The sequence below is a fragment of the Rhodococcus sp. PvR099 genome, from assembly GCF_017833315.1.
GTDB classification, from domain to species: Bacteria; Actinomycetota; Actinomycetes; order Mycobacteriales; family Mycobacteriaceae; genus Rhodococcus_G; species Rhodococcus_G oryzae.
Genome location: NZ_JAFIBV010000001.1, coordinates 5,626,382 through 5,643,576 on the forward strand (window position 1 = coordinate 5,626,382; position 17,195 = coordinate 5,643,576).

At 68.2% G+C, this 17,195-nt stretch carries 18 protein-coding genes; 11 read left to right on the top strand and 7 right to left on the bottom strand.

Translation table 11 applies throughout. The features are described 5' to 3' along the window. The first annotated feature begins 19 nt into the window (after positions 1 to 19). The gene (secA, locus tag JOE46_RS25890; protein ID WP_097210563.1) at positions 20 to 2,812 is read left to right on the top strand and encodes a preprotein translocase subunit SecA; all 2,793 of its coding nucleotides are present in this window, start codon (positions 20 to 22) and stop codon (positions 2,810 to 2,812) included. Between the two features lie 5 nt (positions 2,813 to 2,817). Here the strand turns inward: secA and JOE46_RS25895 are convergent, their stop codons facing one another. Beyond that, positions 2,818 to 3,324 (bottom strand): Rv3235 family protein, encoded by a 507-nt coding sequence (locus JOE46_RS25895; RefSeq protein WP_097210564.1) that lies wholly within the window; start codon positions 3,322 to 3,324, stop codon positions 2,818 to 2,820. A 169-nt stretch (positions 3,325 to 3,493) separates the two neighbouring features. On the opposite strand from JOE46_RS25895, the gene JOE46_RS25900 reads away from it, so the two are divergent. The 6 genes from JOE46_RS25900 (at position 3,494) to JOE46_RS25925 (ending at position 9,667) form a co-directional block, all read left to right on the top strand. Then, positions 3,494 to 3,916: an HAD-IA family hydrolase gene (locus JOE46_RS25900; protein WP_097210565.1), complete on the top strand. Its 423-nt coding sequence runs from the start codon at positions 3,494 to 3,496 to the stop codon at positions 3,914 to 3,916. After that, the gene (locus tag JOE46_RS25905) at positions 3,910 to 5,277 is read left to right on the top strand and encodes a wax ester/triacylglycerol synthase family O-acyltransferase (RefSeq protein WP_077041031.1); all 1,368 of its coding nucleotides are present in this window, start codon (positions 3,910 to 3,912) and stop codon (positions 5,275 to 5,277) included. Before JOE46_RS25900 ends, JOE46_RS25905 begins: the two co-directional genes overlap by 7 nt. A 9-nt stretch (positions 5,278 to 5,286) precedes the next feature. After that, positions 5,287 to 5,793 (top strand): hypothetical protein, encoded by a 507-nt coding sequence (locus JOE46_RS25910; RefSeq protein ID WP_097210566.1) that lies wholly within the window; start codon positions 5,287 to 5,289, stop codon positions 5,791 to 5,793. Between the two features lie 74 nt (positions 5,794 to 5,867). Further along, positions 5,868 to 6,983, top strand: coding sequence for a ferredoxin reductase (locus JOE46_RS25915; RefSeq protein ID WP_077041033.1), 1,116 nt, complete (start codon positions 5,868 to 5,870; stop codon positions 6,981 to 6,983). Positions 6,984 to 7,088: 105 nt separating this feature from the next. Next, positions 7,089 to 8,315, top strand: a complete 1,227-nt coding sequence (locus tag JOE46_RS25920; RefSeq protein WP_097210567.1) for a fatty acid desaturase — start codon at positions 7,089 to 7,091, stop codon at positions 8,313 to 8,315. A 110-nt stretch (positions 8,316 to 8,425) separates the two neighbouring features. Continuing rightward, positions 8,426 to 9,667 (top strand): fatty acid desaturase, encoded by a 1,242-nt coding sequence (locus JOE46_RS25925; RefSeq protein WP_209928844.1) that lies wholly within the window; start codon positions 8,426 to 8,428, stop codon positions 9,665 to 9,667. A gap of 340 nt (positions 9,668 to 10,007) precedes the next feature. On the opposite strand, the gene rsgA is transcribed toward JOE46_RS25925, so the two are convergent. Next, positions 10,008 to 11,018: a ribosome small subunit-dependent GTPase A gene (gene rsgA / locus JOE46_RS25930; protein WP_179800472.1), complete on the bottom strand. Its 1,011-nt coding sequence runs from the start codon at positions 11,016 to 11,018 to the stop codon at positions 10,008 to 10,010. Then, positions 11,015 to 12,325, bottom strand: a complete 1,311-nt coding sequence (gene aroA / locus JOE46_RS25935) for a 3-phosphoshikimate 1-carboxyvinyltransferase (protein WP_209928846.1) — start codon at positions 12,323 to 12,325, stop codon at positions 11,015 to 11,017. Before aroA ends, rsgA begins: the two co-directional genes overlap by 4 nt. Before the next feature lie 38 nt (positions 12,326 to 12,363). Between aroA and JOE46_RS25940 the strand changes: the two genes are divergently transcribed. After that, on the top strand, positions 12,364 to 13,179 hold the full coding sequence (locus tag JOE46_RS25940) for an SOS response-associated peptidase (protein WP_209928847.1): 816 nt from the start codon (positions 12,364 to 12,366) through the stop codon (positions 13,177 to 13,179). Here the strand turns inward: JOE46_RS25940 and JOE46_RS25945 are convergent. Further along, on the bottom strand, positions 13,147 to 14,160 hold the full coding sequence (locus JOE46_RS25945; RefSeq protein WP_209928849.1) for an LLM class flavin-dependent oxidoreductase: 1,014 nt from the start codon (positions 14,158 to 14,160) through the stop codon (positions 13,147 to 13,149). The two genes, JOE46_RS25940 and JOE46_RS25945, sit on opposite strands and share 33 nt — an antisense overlap. Before the next feature lie 89 nt (positions 14,161 to 14,249). Continuing rightward, complete coding sequence (ybaK, locus tag JOE46_RS25950; protein ID WP_209928850.1) at positions 14,250 to 14,744, bottom strand: Cys-tRNA(Pro) deacylase; 495 nt, start codon at positions 14,742 to 14,744, stop codon at positions 14,250 to 14,252. A gap of 157 nt (positions 14,745 to 14,901) precedes the next feature. Here ybaK and JOE46_RS25955 point away from each other — a divergent pair, with 157 nt between their 5' ends. Both JOE46_RS25955 and rsrA read left to right on the top strand, forming a co-directional pair. After that, positions 14,902 to 15,576: a sigma-70 family RNA polymerase sigma factor gene (locus JOE46_RS25955; protein ID WP_097210574.1), complete on the top strand. Its 675-nt coding sequence runs from the start codon at positions 14,902 to 14,904 to the stop codon at positions 15,574 to 15,576. Next, positions 15,573 to 15,854 (top strand): mycothiol system anti-sigma-R factor, encoded by a 282-nt coding sequence (gene rsrA / locus JOE46_RS25960; protein ID WP_097210575.1) that lies wholly within the window; start codon positions 15,573 to 15,575, stop codon positions 15,852 to 15,854. Before JOE46_RS25955 ends, rsrA begins: the two co-directional genes overlap by 4 nt. 67 nt (positions 15,855 to 15,921) lie before the next feature. Here rsrA and JOE46_RS25965 read toward each other — a convergent pair whose 3' ends face one another. Both JOE46_RS25965 and JOE46_RS27165 read right to left on the bottom strand, forming a co-directional pair. Continuing rightward, complete coding sequence (locus JOE46_RS25965) at positions 15,922 to 16,587, bottom strand: hypothetical protein (protein ID WP_097210576.1); 666 nt, start codon at positions 16,585 to 16,587, stop codon at positions 15,922 to 15,924. 222 nt (positions 16,588 to 16,809) lie between these two features. Then, positions 16,810 to 16,884 carry a 50S ribosomal protein bL37 gene (locus JOE46_RS27165; protein WP_115967926.1) on the bottom strand — a complete coding sequence of 25 codons (75 nt, stop codon included), beginning with the start codon at positions 16,882 to 16,884 and terminating at the stop codon, positions 16,810 to 16,812. A 94-nt stretch (positions 16,885 to 16,978) separates the two neighbouring features. Between JOE46_RS27165 and JOE46_RS25970 the strand changes: the two genes are divergently transcribed. Continuing rightward, positions 16,979 to 17,194 carry a biotin/lipoyl-binding carrier protein gene (locus JOE46_RS25970; protein WP_027500161.1) on the top strand — a complete coding sequence of 72 codons (216 nt, stop codon included), beginning with the start codon at positions 16,979 to 16,981 and terminating at the stop codon, positions 17,192 to 17,194. Position 17,195: the final 1 nt, after the last annotated feature.

Below are 17,195 nucleotides of genomic sequence, written 5' to 3' on the forward strand. Positions count from 1 at the left end.
ATTGAGGACGTTTAAGCCCGTGCCGTCGTTGTCGCTTTCGAAGCTGCTCCGTGTTGGTGAAGGTCGCATGGTCAAGCGGCTCAAGCACATCGCCGAGCACGTATCCACCCTCTCGCCCGACGTGGAGGCCCTGTCCGACGCCGAACTCCACGCGAAGACTGCGGAGTTCCGGGAGCGGTACGCCCGCGGGGAGACCCTCGACGAGCTGCTGCCCGAGGCGTTCGCCGCGGCACGGGAGGCTTCCTGGCGGGTGCTCGGCCAGAAGCACTACACCGTCCAGGTCATGGGCGGCGCGGCGCTGCACTTCGGGAACGTCGCCGAGATGAAGACCGGTGAGGGCAAGACCCTCACCTGTGTGCTCCCGGCCTACCTCAACGCGATCGCGGGCGACGGCGTGCACGTGGTCACGGTCAACGACTACCTGGCCAAGCGCGACTCCGAGTGGATGGGCCGTGTGCACCGCTTCCTCGGACTCGACACCAGCGTGATCCTGTCGGGGATGACCCCGGCCGAGCGGCGCTCGGCGTACGCGGCCGACATCACCTACGGCACCAACAACGAGTTCGGCTTCGACTACCTGCGCGACAACATGACGCACAGCCTCGACGACCTGGTGCAGCGCGGCCACAACTTCGCCATCGTCGACGAGGTCGACTCGATCCTCATCGACGAGGCCCGCACGCCGCTGATCATCTCCGGCCCGGCCGACGCCTCCAGCAAGTGGTACGGCGAGTTCGCCCGCATCGCGCCGCTGCTCAAGCGCGATGTGCACTACGAGGTCGACATCAAGAAGCGCACTGTCGGCGTGCACGAGGCGGGCGTCGAACTCGTCGAGGATCAGCTCGGCATCGACAACCTCTACGAGGCCGCGAACTCGCCGCTGGTCAGCTACCTGAACAACGCCGTCAAGGCCAAGGAGCTCTACCAGAAGGACAAGGACTACATCGTCCGCGACGGCGAGGTCATCATCGTCGACGAGTTCACCGGACGCATCCTGGTCGGACGCCGCTACAACGAGGGCATGCACCAGGCCATCGAGGCCAAGGAAAAGGTCGAGATCAAGGCCGAGAACCAGACGCTCGCCACGATCACCCTGCAGAACTACTTCCGTCTCTACGACAAGCTCTCGGGCATGACCGGTACGGCCGAGACGGAAGCCGCCGAGTTGCACCAGACCTACGGCCTCGGCGTGATCCCGATCCCGACGAACCGTCCGATGGTCCGAGTCGACCAGGGCGACCTGATCTACAAGACCGAGGAGGCGAAGTTCGCCGCCGTCGTAGACGATGTCGCCGAGCGCCACGCGAAGGGCCAGCCGGTCCTCATCGGTACCACCAGCGTCGAGCGCTCCGAGTACCTGTCGAAGCAGTTCACCAAGCGCGGCGTCGCGCACAGCGTCCTCAACGCGAAGTTCCATGAGCAGGAGGCGACCATCGTCGCCGAGGCCGGCCGCACCGGTGCGGTCACCGTGGCCACCAACATGGCCGGCCGTGGCACCGACGTCGTGCTGGGCGGAAACCCCGACATCCTCGCCGACCTGCATCTGCGCAAGCAGGGGCTGGACCCGGTCGAGACCCCCGACGAGTACGAGGCCGCGTGGGAGCCCGCCCTCGAGGAGGTCAAGGCCCAGGTCAAGGCCGACGCGGAGGATGTGCGCGAGGCCGGCGGACTGTACGTGCTCGGCACCGAGCGGCACGAGTCGCGCCGCATCGACAACCAGCTCCGAGGCCGTTCCGGCCGCCAGGGCGACCCGGGCGAGTCCCGCTTCTACCTGTCGCTCGGCGACGAGCTGATGCGACGGTTCAACGGTGCCGCGCTGGAGTCGATCATGACGCGCCTCAACCTTCCCGACGACGTGCCGATCGAGGCGAAGATGGTCTCCAAGGCCATCAAGAGCGCGCAGACGCAGGTAGAGCAGCAGAACTTCGAGATCCGCAAGAACGTCCTGAAGTACGACGAGGTGATGAACCAGCAGCGCACGGTCATCTACGCCGAGCGTCGCCAGATCCTCGAGGGCGAGGACATGGAGGGCCAGGTCGAGGGCATGATCACCGACGTGGTCACCGCCTACGTCGACGGCGCCACTGCTGAGGGCTATGTGGAGGATTGGGACCTCGAGCAGCTGTGGACGGCGCTCAAGACGCTGTACCCGGTCGGCATCGACCACAAGGAGCTGACCGGCGAGACCGAGATCGGCGAGCGCGGCGATCTCACCCGCGAGGAACTGCGCGAGGCGCTGCTGGCGGACGTGCGGGCGGCCTACGACGCGCGCGAGCGACAGATCGACGAGATCGCAGGCGAGAACGGGATGCGTGAACTCGAGCGTCGCGTGCTGCTGTCGGTTCTCGACCGCAAGTGGCGTGAGCACCTCTACGAGATGGACTACCTCAAGGAGGGCATCGGCCTGCGGGCGATGGCCCAGCGTGACCCGCTGGTCGAATACCAGCGCGAGGGCTTCGACATGTTCACCGCAATGCTGGAGGGGCTGAAGGAGGAGTCGGTCGGATTCCTGTTCAACCTTCAGGTCGAGGCCGCGCCCGCGGCCGAACCGGAGCACTCGGGTTGGACGGCCGCCGCCACCGCGGCGCGTCAGGCGCCCGCCGTGCTGCCGACCGAGGAGCCCGCTCCCGCGGCCCCTGCCGCGCCTGCCGCGCTGCGTGCCAAGGGGCTCGATGCGTCGGAGGAGACCAGGCTGACCTACTCGGGTCCCGCCGAGGACGGCAACGCTCAGGTCCGCCGGACCGCCGCGGGTGCCGGCGAGGGTTCCCGACGCGAGCGCCGACAGGCCGGACGGTCCAAGCGCAAGAAGTGACGGCCTCAGCCGACCTGAAGTGATGTGACACGCCAGCCGCCCCATCCGAGGGCGGCTGGCGTGCGTTCGAGGCGGGCCGCGACGGCGAACATCCGCGGCCCGCGCGAGTAGCTGCCGAACACCTCGGCGGAGTCGGCACCGCTCGGTCGCAGATGTACGCGGCCCAGGCAGGCGACGCCGAGCCCTCGGGCGGGCAGGGGTCGCTGGGCCAGCGTGCCGACGAGCCCGACCAGCGCCGGCGCCAGCAGCGGCCGCAGTTGCGCGGGGGGACGCCGACGGTCGAGTACCTCGAGCGTCAGCCGGAGGGCGTGCTCGGCGAACCGTTGCGCGTCGGGGTCGATGGCGACGGCCTCGGCCGGTGGCCTCCCGTGACCGCGGCCGCTGACGGGGGATCGACCGCTGTGCGGCGAGCGGGTCGGAGCGCGGTGTGCGGCCGCTCGAGGCTCCGTCCGGCCCGCAATGGGCGGTTCGCATCGAGGGGCCTGGGTCAAGAACCTGTGGGTGTCACGCATGAGGGACGTCTCCTGTCTCGACGGGCGGCTCGTGACGAGTCGCCGGGCAGCGGTGCCGAGTCCGAGGAGAGGCCGGACGGACTGAAGGATCGCACGGATCAGGAAGCGGCGCGCGGGTTCTCGCGAACCTCGTCGCGCGCGGATGTTCCCGGAGCCATAGGGTGGGCGGATGCAAGGGTTGGTGGTGGACTTCGGCGGCGTGCTGGCCGGGCCGGGCTCGGACCGCGCGGGACTGACCGCGATCATCGGGGCACTGCGCGCGGTCGGGGTCCGCTCGGCCATCCTCAGCAACGATCCCGGCGGGCCTGCGGGCGCGGACCTGCGCGGGCTCGGCAACGGGGTTCTGGTCGACGAGGTGGTGCTCTCCGGCGACGTCGGAATGGCCAAGCCCGACCCTCGGATCTACCGGTTGACCGCGGATCGTCTCGGACTGGCACCGGTGGACTGCGTGTTCGTGGACGACCTCGCGGTCAACGTCCGCGGCGCCGCCGAGTCTGGGATGGTCGGGGTACACCACGTGGACGCGGAGACCACGGCAAAGGAACTGCGGATACTCTTCGATCTCGGGCAGGGGGTGCCGGTGCAATGGTGAACAGGTTGACCACTCTCGACGCGTCGTTCTATTTCCTCGAGGCGAGCAACACCCCGATGCATCTCGGTTCGCTGTCGATCCTGCAGCCGCCGCGGTCGGGTCTCGACTACGAGGACCTGCTGACCCGCGTCGAGAACCGGCTCGCGCTGGTGCCGCGATATCGGCAGCGGGTGCGGGAGGTGGCGTTCGGCCTCGCCCGTCCGGTGTGGGTGGACGACAGGGACTTCGACATCACCTATCACGTTCGGCGTTCGGCCCTGCCGAAGCCGGGGTCCGACGAGCAGTTGCACGACCTGGTGGCGCGACTGACCTCGCGACCGCTGGACCGGTCCCGGCCGCTGTGGGAGATGTACCTCGTGGAGGGGCTGTCCAAGAACCGGGTGGCGATCTTCACCAAATCGCACTCCTCGCTGGTGGACGGCGAGCACGCGCTCGAGATCGGCCAGGTGCTGCTCGACCCGACGAAGACGCCGCCGCCGCCGATCGAGGAACTGTGGATGCCGCGTCGCGAACCGCGCGAGGCGGAGCTGGTGCTCGACGCCGTCGCGGAGATGGTCGCGCGCCCGAGCGAGGGTGCGGCCACCCTCCGGATGGCGGTCGGCGACCTGATCGGGACGGCGGCCGAGGTGGCAGGCAACATCGCCGCGGTGGTCCGGACCGCCGCGCACACGGCGCCCACCAGCCCGCTGAACGCGCCGATCTCCCGGAACCGGCGATTCGCGGTCGCGAAGACGTCCCTTGCGGACTACCGGGCCGTCCGTGACAAGTACTCGTGCACGGTCAACGACGCGATCCTGGCGGTGCTGACCGGGGCGCTGCGGAACTGGTTGCTGTCCCGTGGCGAGCCGGTCACCGCGTTCACCACGGTGCGTGCGCTGGTGCCGATGGCGGTCGATTCCGGGGTCGCCGAGCGCGGGGTGTCCTCGTTCCTTGTCGACCTGCCGGTGGGGGAGCTGAACCCCGTGGTGCGGCTCTCGCACATCGCGCACGCCACCGAGGCACACACGAAGCAGAACAGGTCGGCCGCGCTGCCGCTGGCCCGGATGTCCGGTCTCGCGCCTGCGACCCTGCACGCGATGGGCCTGCGGGTGGCCAGTGGGCTCTCGCAACGGGTGTTCAACCTGATGATCACCAATGCGCCCGGCCCGCAGTCCCCGCTGTACCTGGGCGGGGCGAAGGTTCTCGAGATGTATCCGGTGTCGCCGTTGCTGAAGAATCAGACGCTCAGTGTCGGCCTGACGTCATATAACGGCCACGTCTACTACGGTTTGAATGCCGACCGCGATGCGATGTCCGACGTGGATGTGGTGACGGCGCTTCTGTACGAGTCGCTCGAGGAGCTGTTGGATGCCACTACATAAGGATTACGCATGAGGGTCTACATCCCGGCGACCATCGCGATGTTGCAGAGGTTGGTCGCGGACCAGGAGTTCGATCCGGTGAGCCGCACCGCGTTCGCGGTCACCCCGGCGCTGCGCGAGGCGTACGCCTCCGGCGACGACGATGAGCTGGCCGAGGTCGCGATGACGGAGGCGGCACGTGCCTCGCTGCGACTGCTGGCCGCCGAGGACGATGACGAGGGCGTCGCGAGCAACCAGCGCCGCGCGGTCATCGCCGCCGACGTGGACGAGGTGAAGCTGCGGCCCGATCTCGACGACGCCGTTGTCCGGTTGGCGGCGCCGGTGACCCTCGCCGAGGTCGCGTCGGTCCATGTCGATCTCGCGGAGGCGGAGCCGGCGATCGCCAAGGCGGTCGAGGCGATCGACGCGGCCGATCTGGGTGATGCGGACGCCGAGTTCGTGCTCGGTGACGCCGAGGATCACGAGTTGGCCTGGTATGCCACCCAGGAGCTCGCATTCTTACTCGATCTGTTGTGACGGTCCGCGTGACAGCAGGGCACGCGTGTAGGTAACCTACGGTTCCGTAACCTACGCGAGTGGATGGATTGTTGATGGGTTTGAGGAACTGGCTCGAGGCGCCTGCTGCCGATATCTCGGCGCCCCGCCGGCCGAAGCTGAACATGCTGCGCGGAGCGGTGACGCGGGTGACGACGCCCCTGCTGCCGGACGACTTCCTGCACCTGGCGAACCCGCTGTGGTCGGCGCGCGAGCTGCGCGGCAAGGTCATCGAGGTCCGCAAGGAGACCGCGGACTCGGCAACCCTCGTGATCAAGCCCGGGTGGGGCTTCGACTTCGACTACCAGCCGGGCCAGTACATCGGCATCGGACTGCTCGTGGACGGACGATTCCACTGGCGGTCGTACTCGCTGACCTCCCCGCCGAACTGGGAGAAGAAGCGGATCTCGATCGCGGTCAAGGCGATGCCGGAGGGCAAGCTGTCGAGCCACCTGATCAACGGCGTGCCCTCGGGGACCGTGATCCGGCTGGCCGCGCCGCAGGGCAACTTCGCGCTCCCGGAGCCGCCGCCGGAGAAGATCCTCTTCCTCACCGCGGGCAGCGGCATCACCCCCGTGATGGCGATGCTGCGCGCGATGGTCCGCCGAGACGAGCTGCCGGACGTGGTGCACGTGCATTCCGCGCCGACCGCCGAGGACGTGATGTTCGGCGAGGAGTTGTCGGCGCTGCACGAGTCGCATCCCAATTTCGTCTCCCAGGTCCAGCACACCAGGACCGGTGGCCGGTTCCGGCTGGCGGACCTCGACGCGCTGTACCCGGATTGGCGCGAGCGGCAGACCTGGGCGTGCGGGCCGACGCCGATGCTCGACGAGATCGAACGCGTCTGGCAGGAGGAGGGTCTCGCCGACCGGCTTCATACCGAGCGGTTCGCGATCTCGCGCGCGGACGACGCCGGGCAGGGCGGCACGGTGACCTTCACCAAGACGGGCCGCAGCATCGAGATCGACGGCGCGACCACCCTGCTCGAGGCCGGAGAGAAGGTCGGGGTCCAGATGCCGTTCGGGTGCCGGATGGGAATCTGCCAGACCTGTGTGGTTCCCCTCGTCGCCGGTCACACCCGGGATCTGCGGTCCGGGCGCGAACACGGCGAGGGCGAGCGGGTGCAGACATGCATCGCCTCGGCTGCTGGTGACTGCACCTTTGACCTCTAGGTTCTTCGTCATCTCGAGTTCACGGATGTCGGCTATCGTTGTCGGTATCGGATACGCCGCGGGGGCCTCCGCAGGCAATCTATCTATCCCCATCGGAGGGCCCTGATGGCCATCACGGACATCAAAGAATTCTCACACCTCACCGAAGCCGACATCGAGGCGCTCGGGCGCGAGCTCGACGAGATCCGCCGCGACATCGAGGATTCGCGCGGTGAGCGCGATGCGCGGTACATCCGCAATGTCATCCGGCTCCAGCGCGTCCTCGAGGTCGGCGGCCGGCTGACCCTGTTCGGCAGCAAGTACCGGCCGGCTTGGTTTGCGGGCACCACCATGCTGGCCCTTGCCAAGTGCATCGAGAACATGGAGCTCGGCCACAACGTGGTGCACGGCCAGTGGGACTGGATGAACGATCCGGAGATCCACTCCACCACGTGGGAGTGGGACATGACCGGTCCGACGTCGCAGTGGAAGCGCGCGCACAACTACTCGCACCACACGTACACCAATATCGTCGGGATGGACCATGACGTGGGATTCGGGATCCTCCGGATGACCCGCGATGAGCCGTGGCGGCCGATCAACCTGATGCAGCCCGCGGCGAACGTGCTGCTCGCGACCACCTTCGAGTGGGGCATCGCGATGCACGACTTGGGGAGCGCCAAGGCCGAGGACCTCAAGCGCGGCGGCGCCAACGTCGCCCAGCTGAATCGGGAGTTCTACGCGAAGGCCGCCAAGCAGGTCGCGAAGGACTTCGTGCTGTTCCCGGCGCTGACCGGTCCGGCGTGGAAGCACACGCTGACCGCGAACGCGACCGCCAACCTCGCCAGGAATCTGTGGGCGTACGCGGTGATCTTCTGCGGGCATTTCCCGGACGGGGCGGAGAAGTTCACCGTCGAGCAGTACCGCAACGAGACGAAGCCCGAGTGGTACCTGCGGCAGATGCTCGGCAGCGCCAACTTCAAGGCGGGCCGGGTGATGGCGTTCATGAGCGGCAACCTCAGCTTCCAGATCGAGCACCACCTGTTCCCGGATCTGCCGAGCAATCGGCTCCGTGAGGTGTCGGTCCGGGTGCAGGCGTTGTGCGACAAGTACGACCTGCCGTACACGACGGGCTCGTTGGCGCGCCAGTACCTGTTGGCGCTCAGGACGATTCACAAGCTGGCCCTGCCGGACCGGTTCCTGACGGCCACTTCCGACGACGCGCCGGAGACCAGTTCGGAGCGCAAGTTCCGCTCGGAGGGATCGCTGAATCCGCTTCGGGTCGACCCGGTCACCGGCAGGCGCAGCGGCCTGAGGTCGGCGCTGCGCGAGCTCCGCCAGCGTCGTCGCTGAGCTCTCCCCGTGAGTTGGATCACACCTCGGTCCAGGTAACCTACGCAGCCGTAACTTACGGTACGGTAGGTCGGAACCAAGGGAACTGATCGACTGCGGGGAGAGCCGGAATGGCGATTGCGGACGTCAAGGAATACGCGCACCTTACCGAGGCGGATGTGGAAGCGCTCGGTATCGAGCTGGACGCGATCCGCCGCGACATCGAGGAGTCGCGCGGCGAGCGGGATGCCCGCTACCTGCGCAACACCATCCGCCTGCAGCGCGGCCTCGAGGTCGCGGGCCGGGCCGTCCTGTTCGGCAGCCGAAAGCGCCCGTTGTGGCTGCTGGGCGCCGGACTGCTCGGCACGGCGAAGATCATCGAGAACATGGAGCTCGGCCACAACGTCATGCACGGCCAGTGGGACTGGATGAACGATCCCGAGGTGCACTCGAGCACCTGGGAGTGGGACGTCGTCGGGCCGTCGGCGCACTGGAAGCAGACGCACAACTACCTGCACCACAAGTACACCAACATCCTCGGCATGGACGACGACGTGGGATACGGCCTGCTCCGTGTCACGCGGGACCAGCGATGGAAGCCGTTCAACGCAGGCAACATCGCGTACAACACCGTGCTGGCCTTGTTCTTCGAGTTCGGCATCGCCGCGCAACACGTCGAGCTGGGCAAGGTCGCCATGGGACGCGACGACCGCGCCGAGACCAAGCGCAAGCTGCGCGAGGTCAGTGAGAAGGTCGGCAAGCAGCTCGCCAAGGACTACGTCCTGTTCCCTGCCCTGACCGGCAAGGCGTGGAAGTCGACGATGACCGCGAACCTGACCGCGAACATGATCAGGAACGTGTGGACCAACGCGGTGATCTTCTGTGGACACTTCCCGGACGGCGCCGAGAAGTTCACCAAGGACGATGTCGACAACGAGACCCAGGCCCAGTGGTACCTGCGGCAGATGCTCGGCAGCGCCAACATCAGCGGCGGCCCGGTGATGGACTTCATGACCGGCAACCTCAGCTACCAGATCGAGCACCACATCTTCCCCGACCTGCCGTCGAACCGGTACGCCGAGATCGCGGTGCGGGTGCGGGCGCTCTGCGACAAGTACGACCTGCCCTACACCACTGGCCCCCTGCTGGTTCAGTACGCGAAGGCCTGGCGGACGATCGCCAAGCTGTCACTGCCCAACCAGTACCTGCGCGACACCACCGACGATGCGCCGGAGACCGCCTCGGAGCGCAAGTGGGAGGGGACCAAGGCGGTGCTGACGGTGGATCCGGTCACCGGCCGTAGTCGCGGTCTGCGCACCGCCATCCGTGAGGCGAAGAAGCGCAGGACCGTGCGGGGACTGTTCTCCCGCTGAACTGATCTGTGGAAGGTGACGTGAGTGCCCCGCGGTGACGGGGCACTCACGTCACTTTGCTTTGCTAGGACCCGACCAATGCCGAGCCGGTGTCGAGCAACGTTCCGAAAATGCTCTGGATGTCGCCGATGATGGACGATCCGGCGGCGAGGATGACTTCTGCACTACCCATCTGAAACTCCTTGTGTCGTGACGGTGAGATCGGGTGATCCCGGTGTGTCTTGACCTTGAAGTGATTCGAATCAGGTCGAGCCCAAACAGTGTAAAAACACGATTACTACAAACATGGGATTTCACGGGGGAGTTGACCCGACCGTGACCTTGTCCGGTGACGAAACCGTTACCAGGCCTCGTTGGAATTGAGCGCAACCAGCAGCAATCGCACGGCGGCGACCCGGCGGGCGGCCTCGCCCTCGAGGCGGTCCAGCGCGCACTCGGGGTCGGCGGGCGGGCCCAGGTGGCTGCAGCCGCGCGGGCAGTCCTCGATGGCTGCCGCCAGGTCGGTGAACGCGCCGAGCACGTCGTCGGGCGAGATGTGTGCCAGGCCGAACGAGCGGATTCCTGGCGTGTCGACCACCCAGCCACCGGAGCGTCCGCTCCCCGTGGCATCGGGCAGCGGCAGGGCCACCGACTGGGTCGAGGTGTGCCGACCCTTGCCGACGCCGGAGACCACGCCGGTGGCCCGATCGGCATCGGGCACAAGGCGATTGACGAGGGTCGACTTCCCGACGCCCGAGTGGCCGATCAGTGCGGTGACCTTTCCGGCGAGCGCGTCCTTGACCGGTCCGAGCGGATCGTCCTGGCCGGCGAGGATCACCGGCACGTCCAGATCGGCGAAGGCGGCGGCGAACTCCGCGTGGTCGGCCAGATCGCCCTTGGTCAGGCAGAGGATCGGCGCCAGCCCACCGACGTAGGCGGCGACGAGAGCCCGCTCGACGAATCCGGTGCGGGGCGGCGGGTCAGCCAGGGCGACCACGATCAGCAGCTGGGAGGCGTTGGCCACCACGATCCGCTCGAACGGATCGGTGTCGTCGGCCGTCCGCCGCAACACCGTCGAGCGCTCCTCGACGCGCACGATGCGGGCCAGCGTGTCGGTGCGGCCGGAGACGTCGCCGACCACGCCCACCTGGTCGCCAACCACGATGGGCGTCCGGCCGAGCTCGCGAGCGCGCATGGCGACCACCAGGCGGTCCGGATCGTCGCCGAGGACGCAACCCCATCGCCCGCGATCCACGGAGACGACCATCGCCGTCTCGGCGCCCTTGTGTTCCGGCCTGGTCTTGGTGCGCGGACGCGAACCCTTGCCCGGGCGGACCCGGACATCGGACTCGTCGTACCGGCGCGCAGTCAGGAGGGCGCTCCGGTCTGGTCGGCGCTGCTTTGGTTCAACATCGTCGCCCACAGGTTCTCGAATCCGGGCAGGGTCTTGGCCGTGGTGCCGATGTCCTCGATCTCCACGCCCGGCGCCACCAGGCCCAGGATCGCTCCCGCGGTCGCCATCCGGTGGTCGGCGTAGGAGTGCCACGCGCCCCCGTGCAGCGGGCGCGGCTCGATGTGCAGCCCGTCCTCGGTCTCGGTGACGGCACCGCCGAGATTGTTGATCTCGGTCCGCAGGGCGGCGAGGCGGTCGGTCTCGTGACCGCGCAGGTGGGCGATCCCGCGCAGCGTTGACGGCCCGTCCGCCAGGGCGGCCAGGGCCGCGACGGTGGGGGTGAGTTCGCCGATGTCGTGCAGGTCAACGTCGATGCCACGAAGGCTACGCGGCCCGCGCACGGTCAGCGTCGAATTCGCCAGCGACACTTCGGCGCCCATCTCGGTGAGGATGCCGCGGATGGCGTCGCCCGGCTGCGTGGTGCGGTCCGGCCACAGCGGCACGCTGACCGAGCCGCCGGTCACCGCGGCCGCGGCGAGAAACGCGGTGGCATTGGACAGGTCGGGCTCGATCACCCAGTCGACCGCGTCGACGGGCCCGGGGGACACGCGCCAGGTGTCGGCGTCGCCGCCGTCGCGGGGGGTCTGGACCAGAACCCCCGCCTCCCGGAGCATCTCCACGGTCATGTCGATGTGCGGCATCGAGGGCACCGAACGGCCCTCGTGGCGCACGGTGATGCCGTCGTCGAAGCGCGCGGCGGAGAGCAGGAGCCCGGAGACGAACTGGGACGAACCCGAGGCATCGATGGTCACGACGCCCCCCGAGACCTTGCCGTGCCCGTTCACGGTGAAGGGCAGGCCGTCGCCGTCGATGTCGACGCCGAGACCGCGCAGCGCGTCGAGGATGGTGTTCAGGGGCCGGGTGCGGGCCTGCTCGTCGCCGTCGAACTCGACGGTGCCGTCGGACAGCGCTGCGAGCGGCGGCAGGAACCGCATCACGGTGCCCGCCAGGCCGCAGTCGACGGCGGCGGAGCCAAGGGGCCCGGGGGTCACGCGCAGGGTGGTGGGCTCGTCGCCGTCGTCGATCCGCACGCCGAGGGCGCGCAGGGCGTCGATCATCAGGTCGGTGTCGCGGCTGCGCAGCGCGCCGGTGATCGTCGACGGACCGGAGGCGAGCGCGGCCAGGATCAGCGCCCTGTTGGTGATCGACTTGGACCCGGGCAGGGTCACGGACGCATGCACGGGCGATGCGGCGACGGGTGCTCTCCACAGACTCACGTGCACCATCTTCCCAGAGTGTCGGTGGTGCGAGACACAATGGTCGTATGTGCGGCAGATATGCGACGACGGTCGACCCGGCGCTGCTCGCGGTCGAGTTGGATGCGATCGACGAGACGTCCGGTCCCGGGGGTGCGCGCGAGCCGGCCGAGAGCTACAACGTGGCACCGACCGACCCGGTGCTCGCCGTGGTGAGCAGGCACTCGCACGAGCACCCGGACGACACTCCGACCCGTCGTATCCGGCGGATGCGGTGGGGCCTGATCCCGCCATGGACCAAGGCGGCGGCACCGAGCTCCTCGGGCGCAGCCTCGGGCAATGTCAGCCGTCCTGCGAAGGGCGCGCCGCTGTTCAATGCCCGCGCGGACACCGCCGCAACCAAGCCCGCCTTCCGCACGGCGCTGAAGACCAAGCGCGCCCTGGTGCCGATGGACGGCTGGTACGAGTGGCTGACGGAACCGGCGGCGAAGGGCAAGGCTGTGAAGGTGCCGTACTTCATGACCCCGACCGACGGCTCCCGGATGTACGCGGCCGGCCTCTGGTCGGTGTGGCGGGACCGGGACGCCGACGGCCCACCACTGCTCAGCGTCACGATCCTGACCACGGACTCCGTCGGCTCGCTGCAGTCGATCCACGACCGGATGCCGCTGATCCTCACGCCCGATCGGTGGCAGAGCTGGCTCGACCCGGACGCGGACGCACCCGACGACCTGTTGGACCCGATCGACGAGGCGGTCGCGGCGGGCATCGAGATCCGGCGGGTGTCGGATCGGGTGAACAGCGTCAGGAACGACGGTCCGGAGCTGATCGCGCCGGTCGGGGCGCCGGGGTCAGCGGTCGGCGAGCAGATCACCCTGCTGTGAGGACAGGTCGCTGACCTCGGCCACCAGCTCGAGCGAGCGCAGCCAGGCCGCGCGGTCGGTCGCCGAGGAGACGACCATCAGCTCGTCGGCGGCGGTCTCCTCACCGAATCGGTCCAGGTACTCACGCACCACGGTGAGCGTCCCGACGGCCGAGTACCGCACCATCTGCAGCACCTGTTGGCCGGCGGGGGATTCGAGGATCATGTCCGCCTCGTCGGGGGTGAAGGTCCGTCCCCGACCGACGAACAGCCCGACCCGCTTGCGCTTGGTCTCGAGGAACAGCCGGTCCGCCTCGTCCTGGGTGTCCGCCGCGATGACGTTGACGGCGGCGATCACGTAGGGCTGGGAGAGCTGGGCCGAGGGGCGGAACTCGCGGCGGTAGATCGCGAGGGCGTCGAGCAGCGCGTTGGGGGCGAAGTGCGATGCGAATGCGTACGGAAGTCCAAGCGCGGCGGCGAGTTTGGCGCCGAACAGGGACGAACCGAGGACGTACAGCGGCACGTTCGTGCCCTTGCCCGGCGTCGCCTCGATCCCCGGGATCCGCGACGGACCGGTCAGGTAGCCCTGCAGCTCCAGCACGTCCTGCGGGAACGACTCCGCGGACGCGGGGTCGCGGCGCAGCGCCCGCATGGTCTTCTGGTCGCTGCCCGGTGCGCGGCCGAGCCCGAGGTCGATCCGGCCGGGGTGCAGTTCGGCGAGGGTGCCGAACTGTTCGGCGATGGTCAGCGGCGCGTGGTTGGGCAGCATGATGCCGCCTGCGCCGAGGCGGATCCGCTGCGTGTGGGCCGCGATGTGCGCGATCAGCACGCTGGTGGCCGAGGACGCGATGGACGGCATGTTGTGGTGCTCGGCGTACCAGATCCGCCGGTAGCCCCACTGCTCGGCGCGCTGCGCCATCTCCACGCTCGACCGGAAACTGTCGCCTGCGCTCTCGCCCTCGCCGATGTGCGCCAGATCGAGGATGGAGAGTGGAACCGTCACGGTGGTGCCGCCTTTGTTCGGGAGATGACTGTCGTCGGCGGGATGAGCGCCTCGTGGTGCAACCGTCGCCGGGGCCCGAGTATTTCTGGTCAGCCCGCGGTGATCGGGGCGAGCACCGCACCGGTCAGCCGGACCAGGTCGGCCGGGTCCAGGTCTATCTCCAGCCCGCGCCTGCCCGCGCTGCACAGCACCCGGTCCCAGTTCGCGGCGGAGGCGTCGATCACGGTCGGCAGCCGCTTGCGCTGACCGAGCGGGGAGATGCCGCCGAGCACGTAGCCGGTGGACCGCTGCGCCTCGGCCTGCTCGGCCATGACCGCCTTGCTCGACCCCAGTGCGGCAGCCGCGGCCTTGAGGGAGAGCTTCTCGGGGACCGGGAGCACGGCGACCGCCAGCTTGCCGTCCGAGGTCTTGATCACCAGGGTCTTGAGGATCTGCGCCGGCTCGAGTCCGAGCTGCCCGGCCAGTGCGTCCACCGCCTCTGCCCCGTAGGAGGCGTTGGCGGAGTCGTGCTCGTAGCTGTGCACGCGGTGCGCGATCTTGCCCTTGGAGAGCGCCTGGGTCGCGGGGGTCGAGGTACCGGCCATGGCGCCGACTCTAGTGAGCCGGGAACACAACGCTGTGGACCGGCGTTACACCCAGCACGTTGGTCCCTCTCGAAAGGAGTCGTAGGTGTCGGTGCAGTGCCTCGAGCGCCCCGCTGACCGCAGTCCCCTCGACCGGGTAGCGGTAGCCTTGATCCCTATGGCGAGCGAAGGGATCAGCGTGCCTGACGACCGGCCCGAGAACGATCAGCCACCGCAGGACGAGTCGGGCGGCGATCTGACCGCGCGGTTCGAGCGCGATGCGCTGCCGCTGCTGGATCAGCTCTACGGCGCGGCGCTGCGGATGACCCGCAACCCGGCCGACGCGGAGGACCTGGTCCAGGAGACCTACATCAAGGCCTATTCGGCGTTCCGCTCCTTCAAGGAGGGCACGAACCTCAAGGCCTGGATGTACCGGATCCTGACCAACACCTACATCAACTCGTACCGCAAGAAGCAGCGTCAGCCTGCGCAGTACCCGACGGACGAGATCACCGACTGGCAGCTCGCGGCCACCGCCGAGCACACCTCGCAGGGCCTGCGGTCCGCGGAGGTGGAGGCGCTCGACGCCCTGCCCGACGACGACATCAAGGCGGCCCTGCAGGAGCTGCCCGAGGAGTTCCGGATGGCGGTGTACTACGCCGACGTCGAGGGCTTCCCCTACAAGGAGATCGCGGAGATCATGGGCACGCCCATCGGTACCGTGATGTCCCGCCTGCATCGCGGGCGCAAGCAGCTGCGTGGGCTGCTGGCCGACGTGGCACGAGAACGTGGATTCAACCGGAGCGGCGCCGCGGCGTCGGCGGCGGCGCAGGAGCAGGAGGCGACCCGGTGAGCGAGCAGGACGAGTTCGAGCGGTTGGACTGCTCCGCGGTGATCGCGGACGTGTGGCTGATGCTCGACAACGAGTGCGACGAGACGACGCGCGCCCGGCTGAAGCGGCACATGGAGGACTGCGGATCCTGCTTCGAGGCCTATGGCATCGAGGAGAAGGTCAAGTCCCTGGTGAACCGCAAGTGCGGCGGCGAGCACGCGCCGGACGGGCTGCGGGAGCGGCTCAAGATCCAGCTGCGCAGCACGACGATCATCACGCGGGTCGACCCCGGACAGTAGGCATACGCGCGACGAGGGCCGCCCGGGAGTTCCCGGGCGGCCCTCGTCGTCGATCGATTCGGTGAGGTCAGCTCCCGAAGGGGCCGCCCTTGTGGAGACTGCCGAAGGACGTGGTCATCTTGGGCCAGTCCAGCGTGTCCAGCCCGGTGACGTCGATTCCCACACCGGTGTAGGCCACGCCATCCTCCATGGAGGGCCTGCCTCGGAAATCGATCCACTGGTAGGTGATCTCGAAGACCACGGTGGCGCCGGATTCGACGGAGATCGGCCACCCAGCGCTCGATACTTCCATTCCCCCCTGATCGGTCAGGTTGAGGCCGTCATGTGTCGCCTTGACGTAGGTCGGTGTGACCGCCTCGGTGGTGCGGGTGCCGTTCGCGCTGGTGTAAGTGAGTTTCGCCGTGTTCGGGACGTAGAACATGAGCTGTGCGCGGTCGATGATTCTGGTGACCTGCCGTGCCGGCCCCGCCGTAGCGGAGATCGTGGTCCTGAAGGTGATCTTGTCGCCCGCATAGCCGGCGTTGGGGCCGATGACCTCCCGGGTGACCGATACGTTCTCCGCGGTGCGTATTGCGGTGGGGATCAGCTCGGGGTGGTTGGGCAAGCCGATGCCGAGGTCCGAGGAGCCGATGGCGCCTGCGGTGCCGACGCCGGCGACCAGACCGGATACGACCAGGGCTGTGGTGGCGACGATGGTCGCGACGCGCCGGGTGATGGTGGTGGGGCGGGACACGGATCTCCGATCTCAGGCGATGTCAGGTCGCGTTGGGGGGAGTACGCAGAGCGTGCCCCGGCCGCGTGCGGTCATCGTATGGACAGCCACTCAGCTCCGTCGGAGAATGCGAAAACTGTTGTGTATAACGATATTTCGGAGGTTTGGCCTCGGTGCCGCTGGACGCAACGAGGGCCGGGACACAGTGTGTCCCGGCCCTCGTGAGGCTTCGCCTACGGCGCGTCAGCTGTTTGGACGCTTGCCGTGGTTGGCCTTGTTGCCCTTGCGGCTGCGCTTCTTGCGACCACGCTTACCCATGGTTGTCTCCTTCCCTCTGATCTCGCTCCGGGACATTCTTCCACGTGTGGTTGGCTGTACTTCCATTGGCAGGTCTAGAGAAGCGAGGTGCTCGATGGCAGAAGACGTGCGTGCCGAGATGGTTTCCACCGTCTTCCAGGTGGTTGTCGCCGAAGGTGACGAGGTGAAGGAGGGTGACACCCTCGTGATCCTGGAGTCGATGAAGATGGAGATCCCGGTGATTGCCGAGGTGAACGGCCGCGTGACCTCGGTGGATGTCACGGTCGGCGACGTCATCCAGCAGGGCGACCTCATCGCCGTCATCTCCTGAC

What these genes read in the sequence shown, in the direction of transcription:
- JOE46_RS25895 (WP_097210564.1), bottom strand. Translation starts at nt 3,324, where the DNA reads ATGCGTGACACCCACAGGTTCTTGACCCAGGCCCCTCGATGCGAACCG.
- JOE46_RS25900 (WP_097210565.1), top strand. Translation starts at nt 3,494, where the DNA reads ATGCAAGGGTTGGTGGTGGACTTCGGCGGCGTGCTGGCCGGGCCGGGC.
- JOE46_RS25905 (WP_077041031.1), top strand. Translation starts at nt 3,910, where the DNA reads ATGGTGAACAGGTTGACCACTCTCGACGCGTCGTTCTATTTCCTCGAG.
- JOE46_RS25910 (WP_097210566.1), top strand. Translation starts at nt 5,287, where the DNA reads ATGAGGGTCTACATCCCGGCGACCATCGCGATGTTGCAGAGGTTGGTC.
- JOE46_RS25915 (WP_077041033.1), top strand. Translation starts at nt 5,868, where the DNA reads ATGGGTTTGAGGAACTGGCTCGAGGCGCCTGCTGCCGATATCTCGGCG.
- JOE46_RS25920 (WP_097210567.1), top strand. Translation starts at nt 7,089, where the DNA reads ATGGCCATCACGGACATCAAAGAATTCTCACACCTCACCGAAGCCGAC.
- JOE46_RS25925 (WP_209928844.1), top strand. Translation starts at nt 8,426, where the DNA reads ATGGCGATTGCGGACGTCAAGGAATACGCGCACCTTACCGAGGCGGAT.
- aroA (WP_209928846.1), bottom strand. Translation starts at nt 12,325, where the DNA reads ATGGTGCACGTGAGTCTGTGGAGAGCACCCGTCGCCGCATCGCCCGTG.
- JOE46_RS25940 (WP_209928847.1), top strand. Translation starts at nt 12,364, where the DNA reads ATGTGCGGCAGATATGCGACGACGGTCGACCCGGCGCTGCTCGCGGTC.
- ybaK (WP_209928850.1), bottom strand. Translation starts at nt 14,744, where the DNA reads ATGGCCGGTACCTCGACCCCCGCGACCCAGGCGCTCTCCAAGGGCAAG.
- JOE46_RS25955 (WP_097210574.1), top strand. Translation starts at nt 14,902, where the DNA reads ATGGCGAGCGAAGGGATCAGCGTGCCTGACGACCGGCCCGAGAACGAT.
- JOE46_RS25970 (WP_027500161.1), top strand. Translation starts at nt 16,979, where the DNA reads ATGGCAGAAGACGTGCGTGCCGAGATGGTTTCCACCGTCTTCCAGGTG.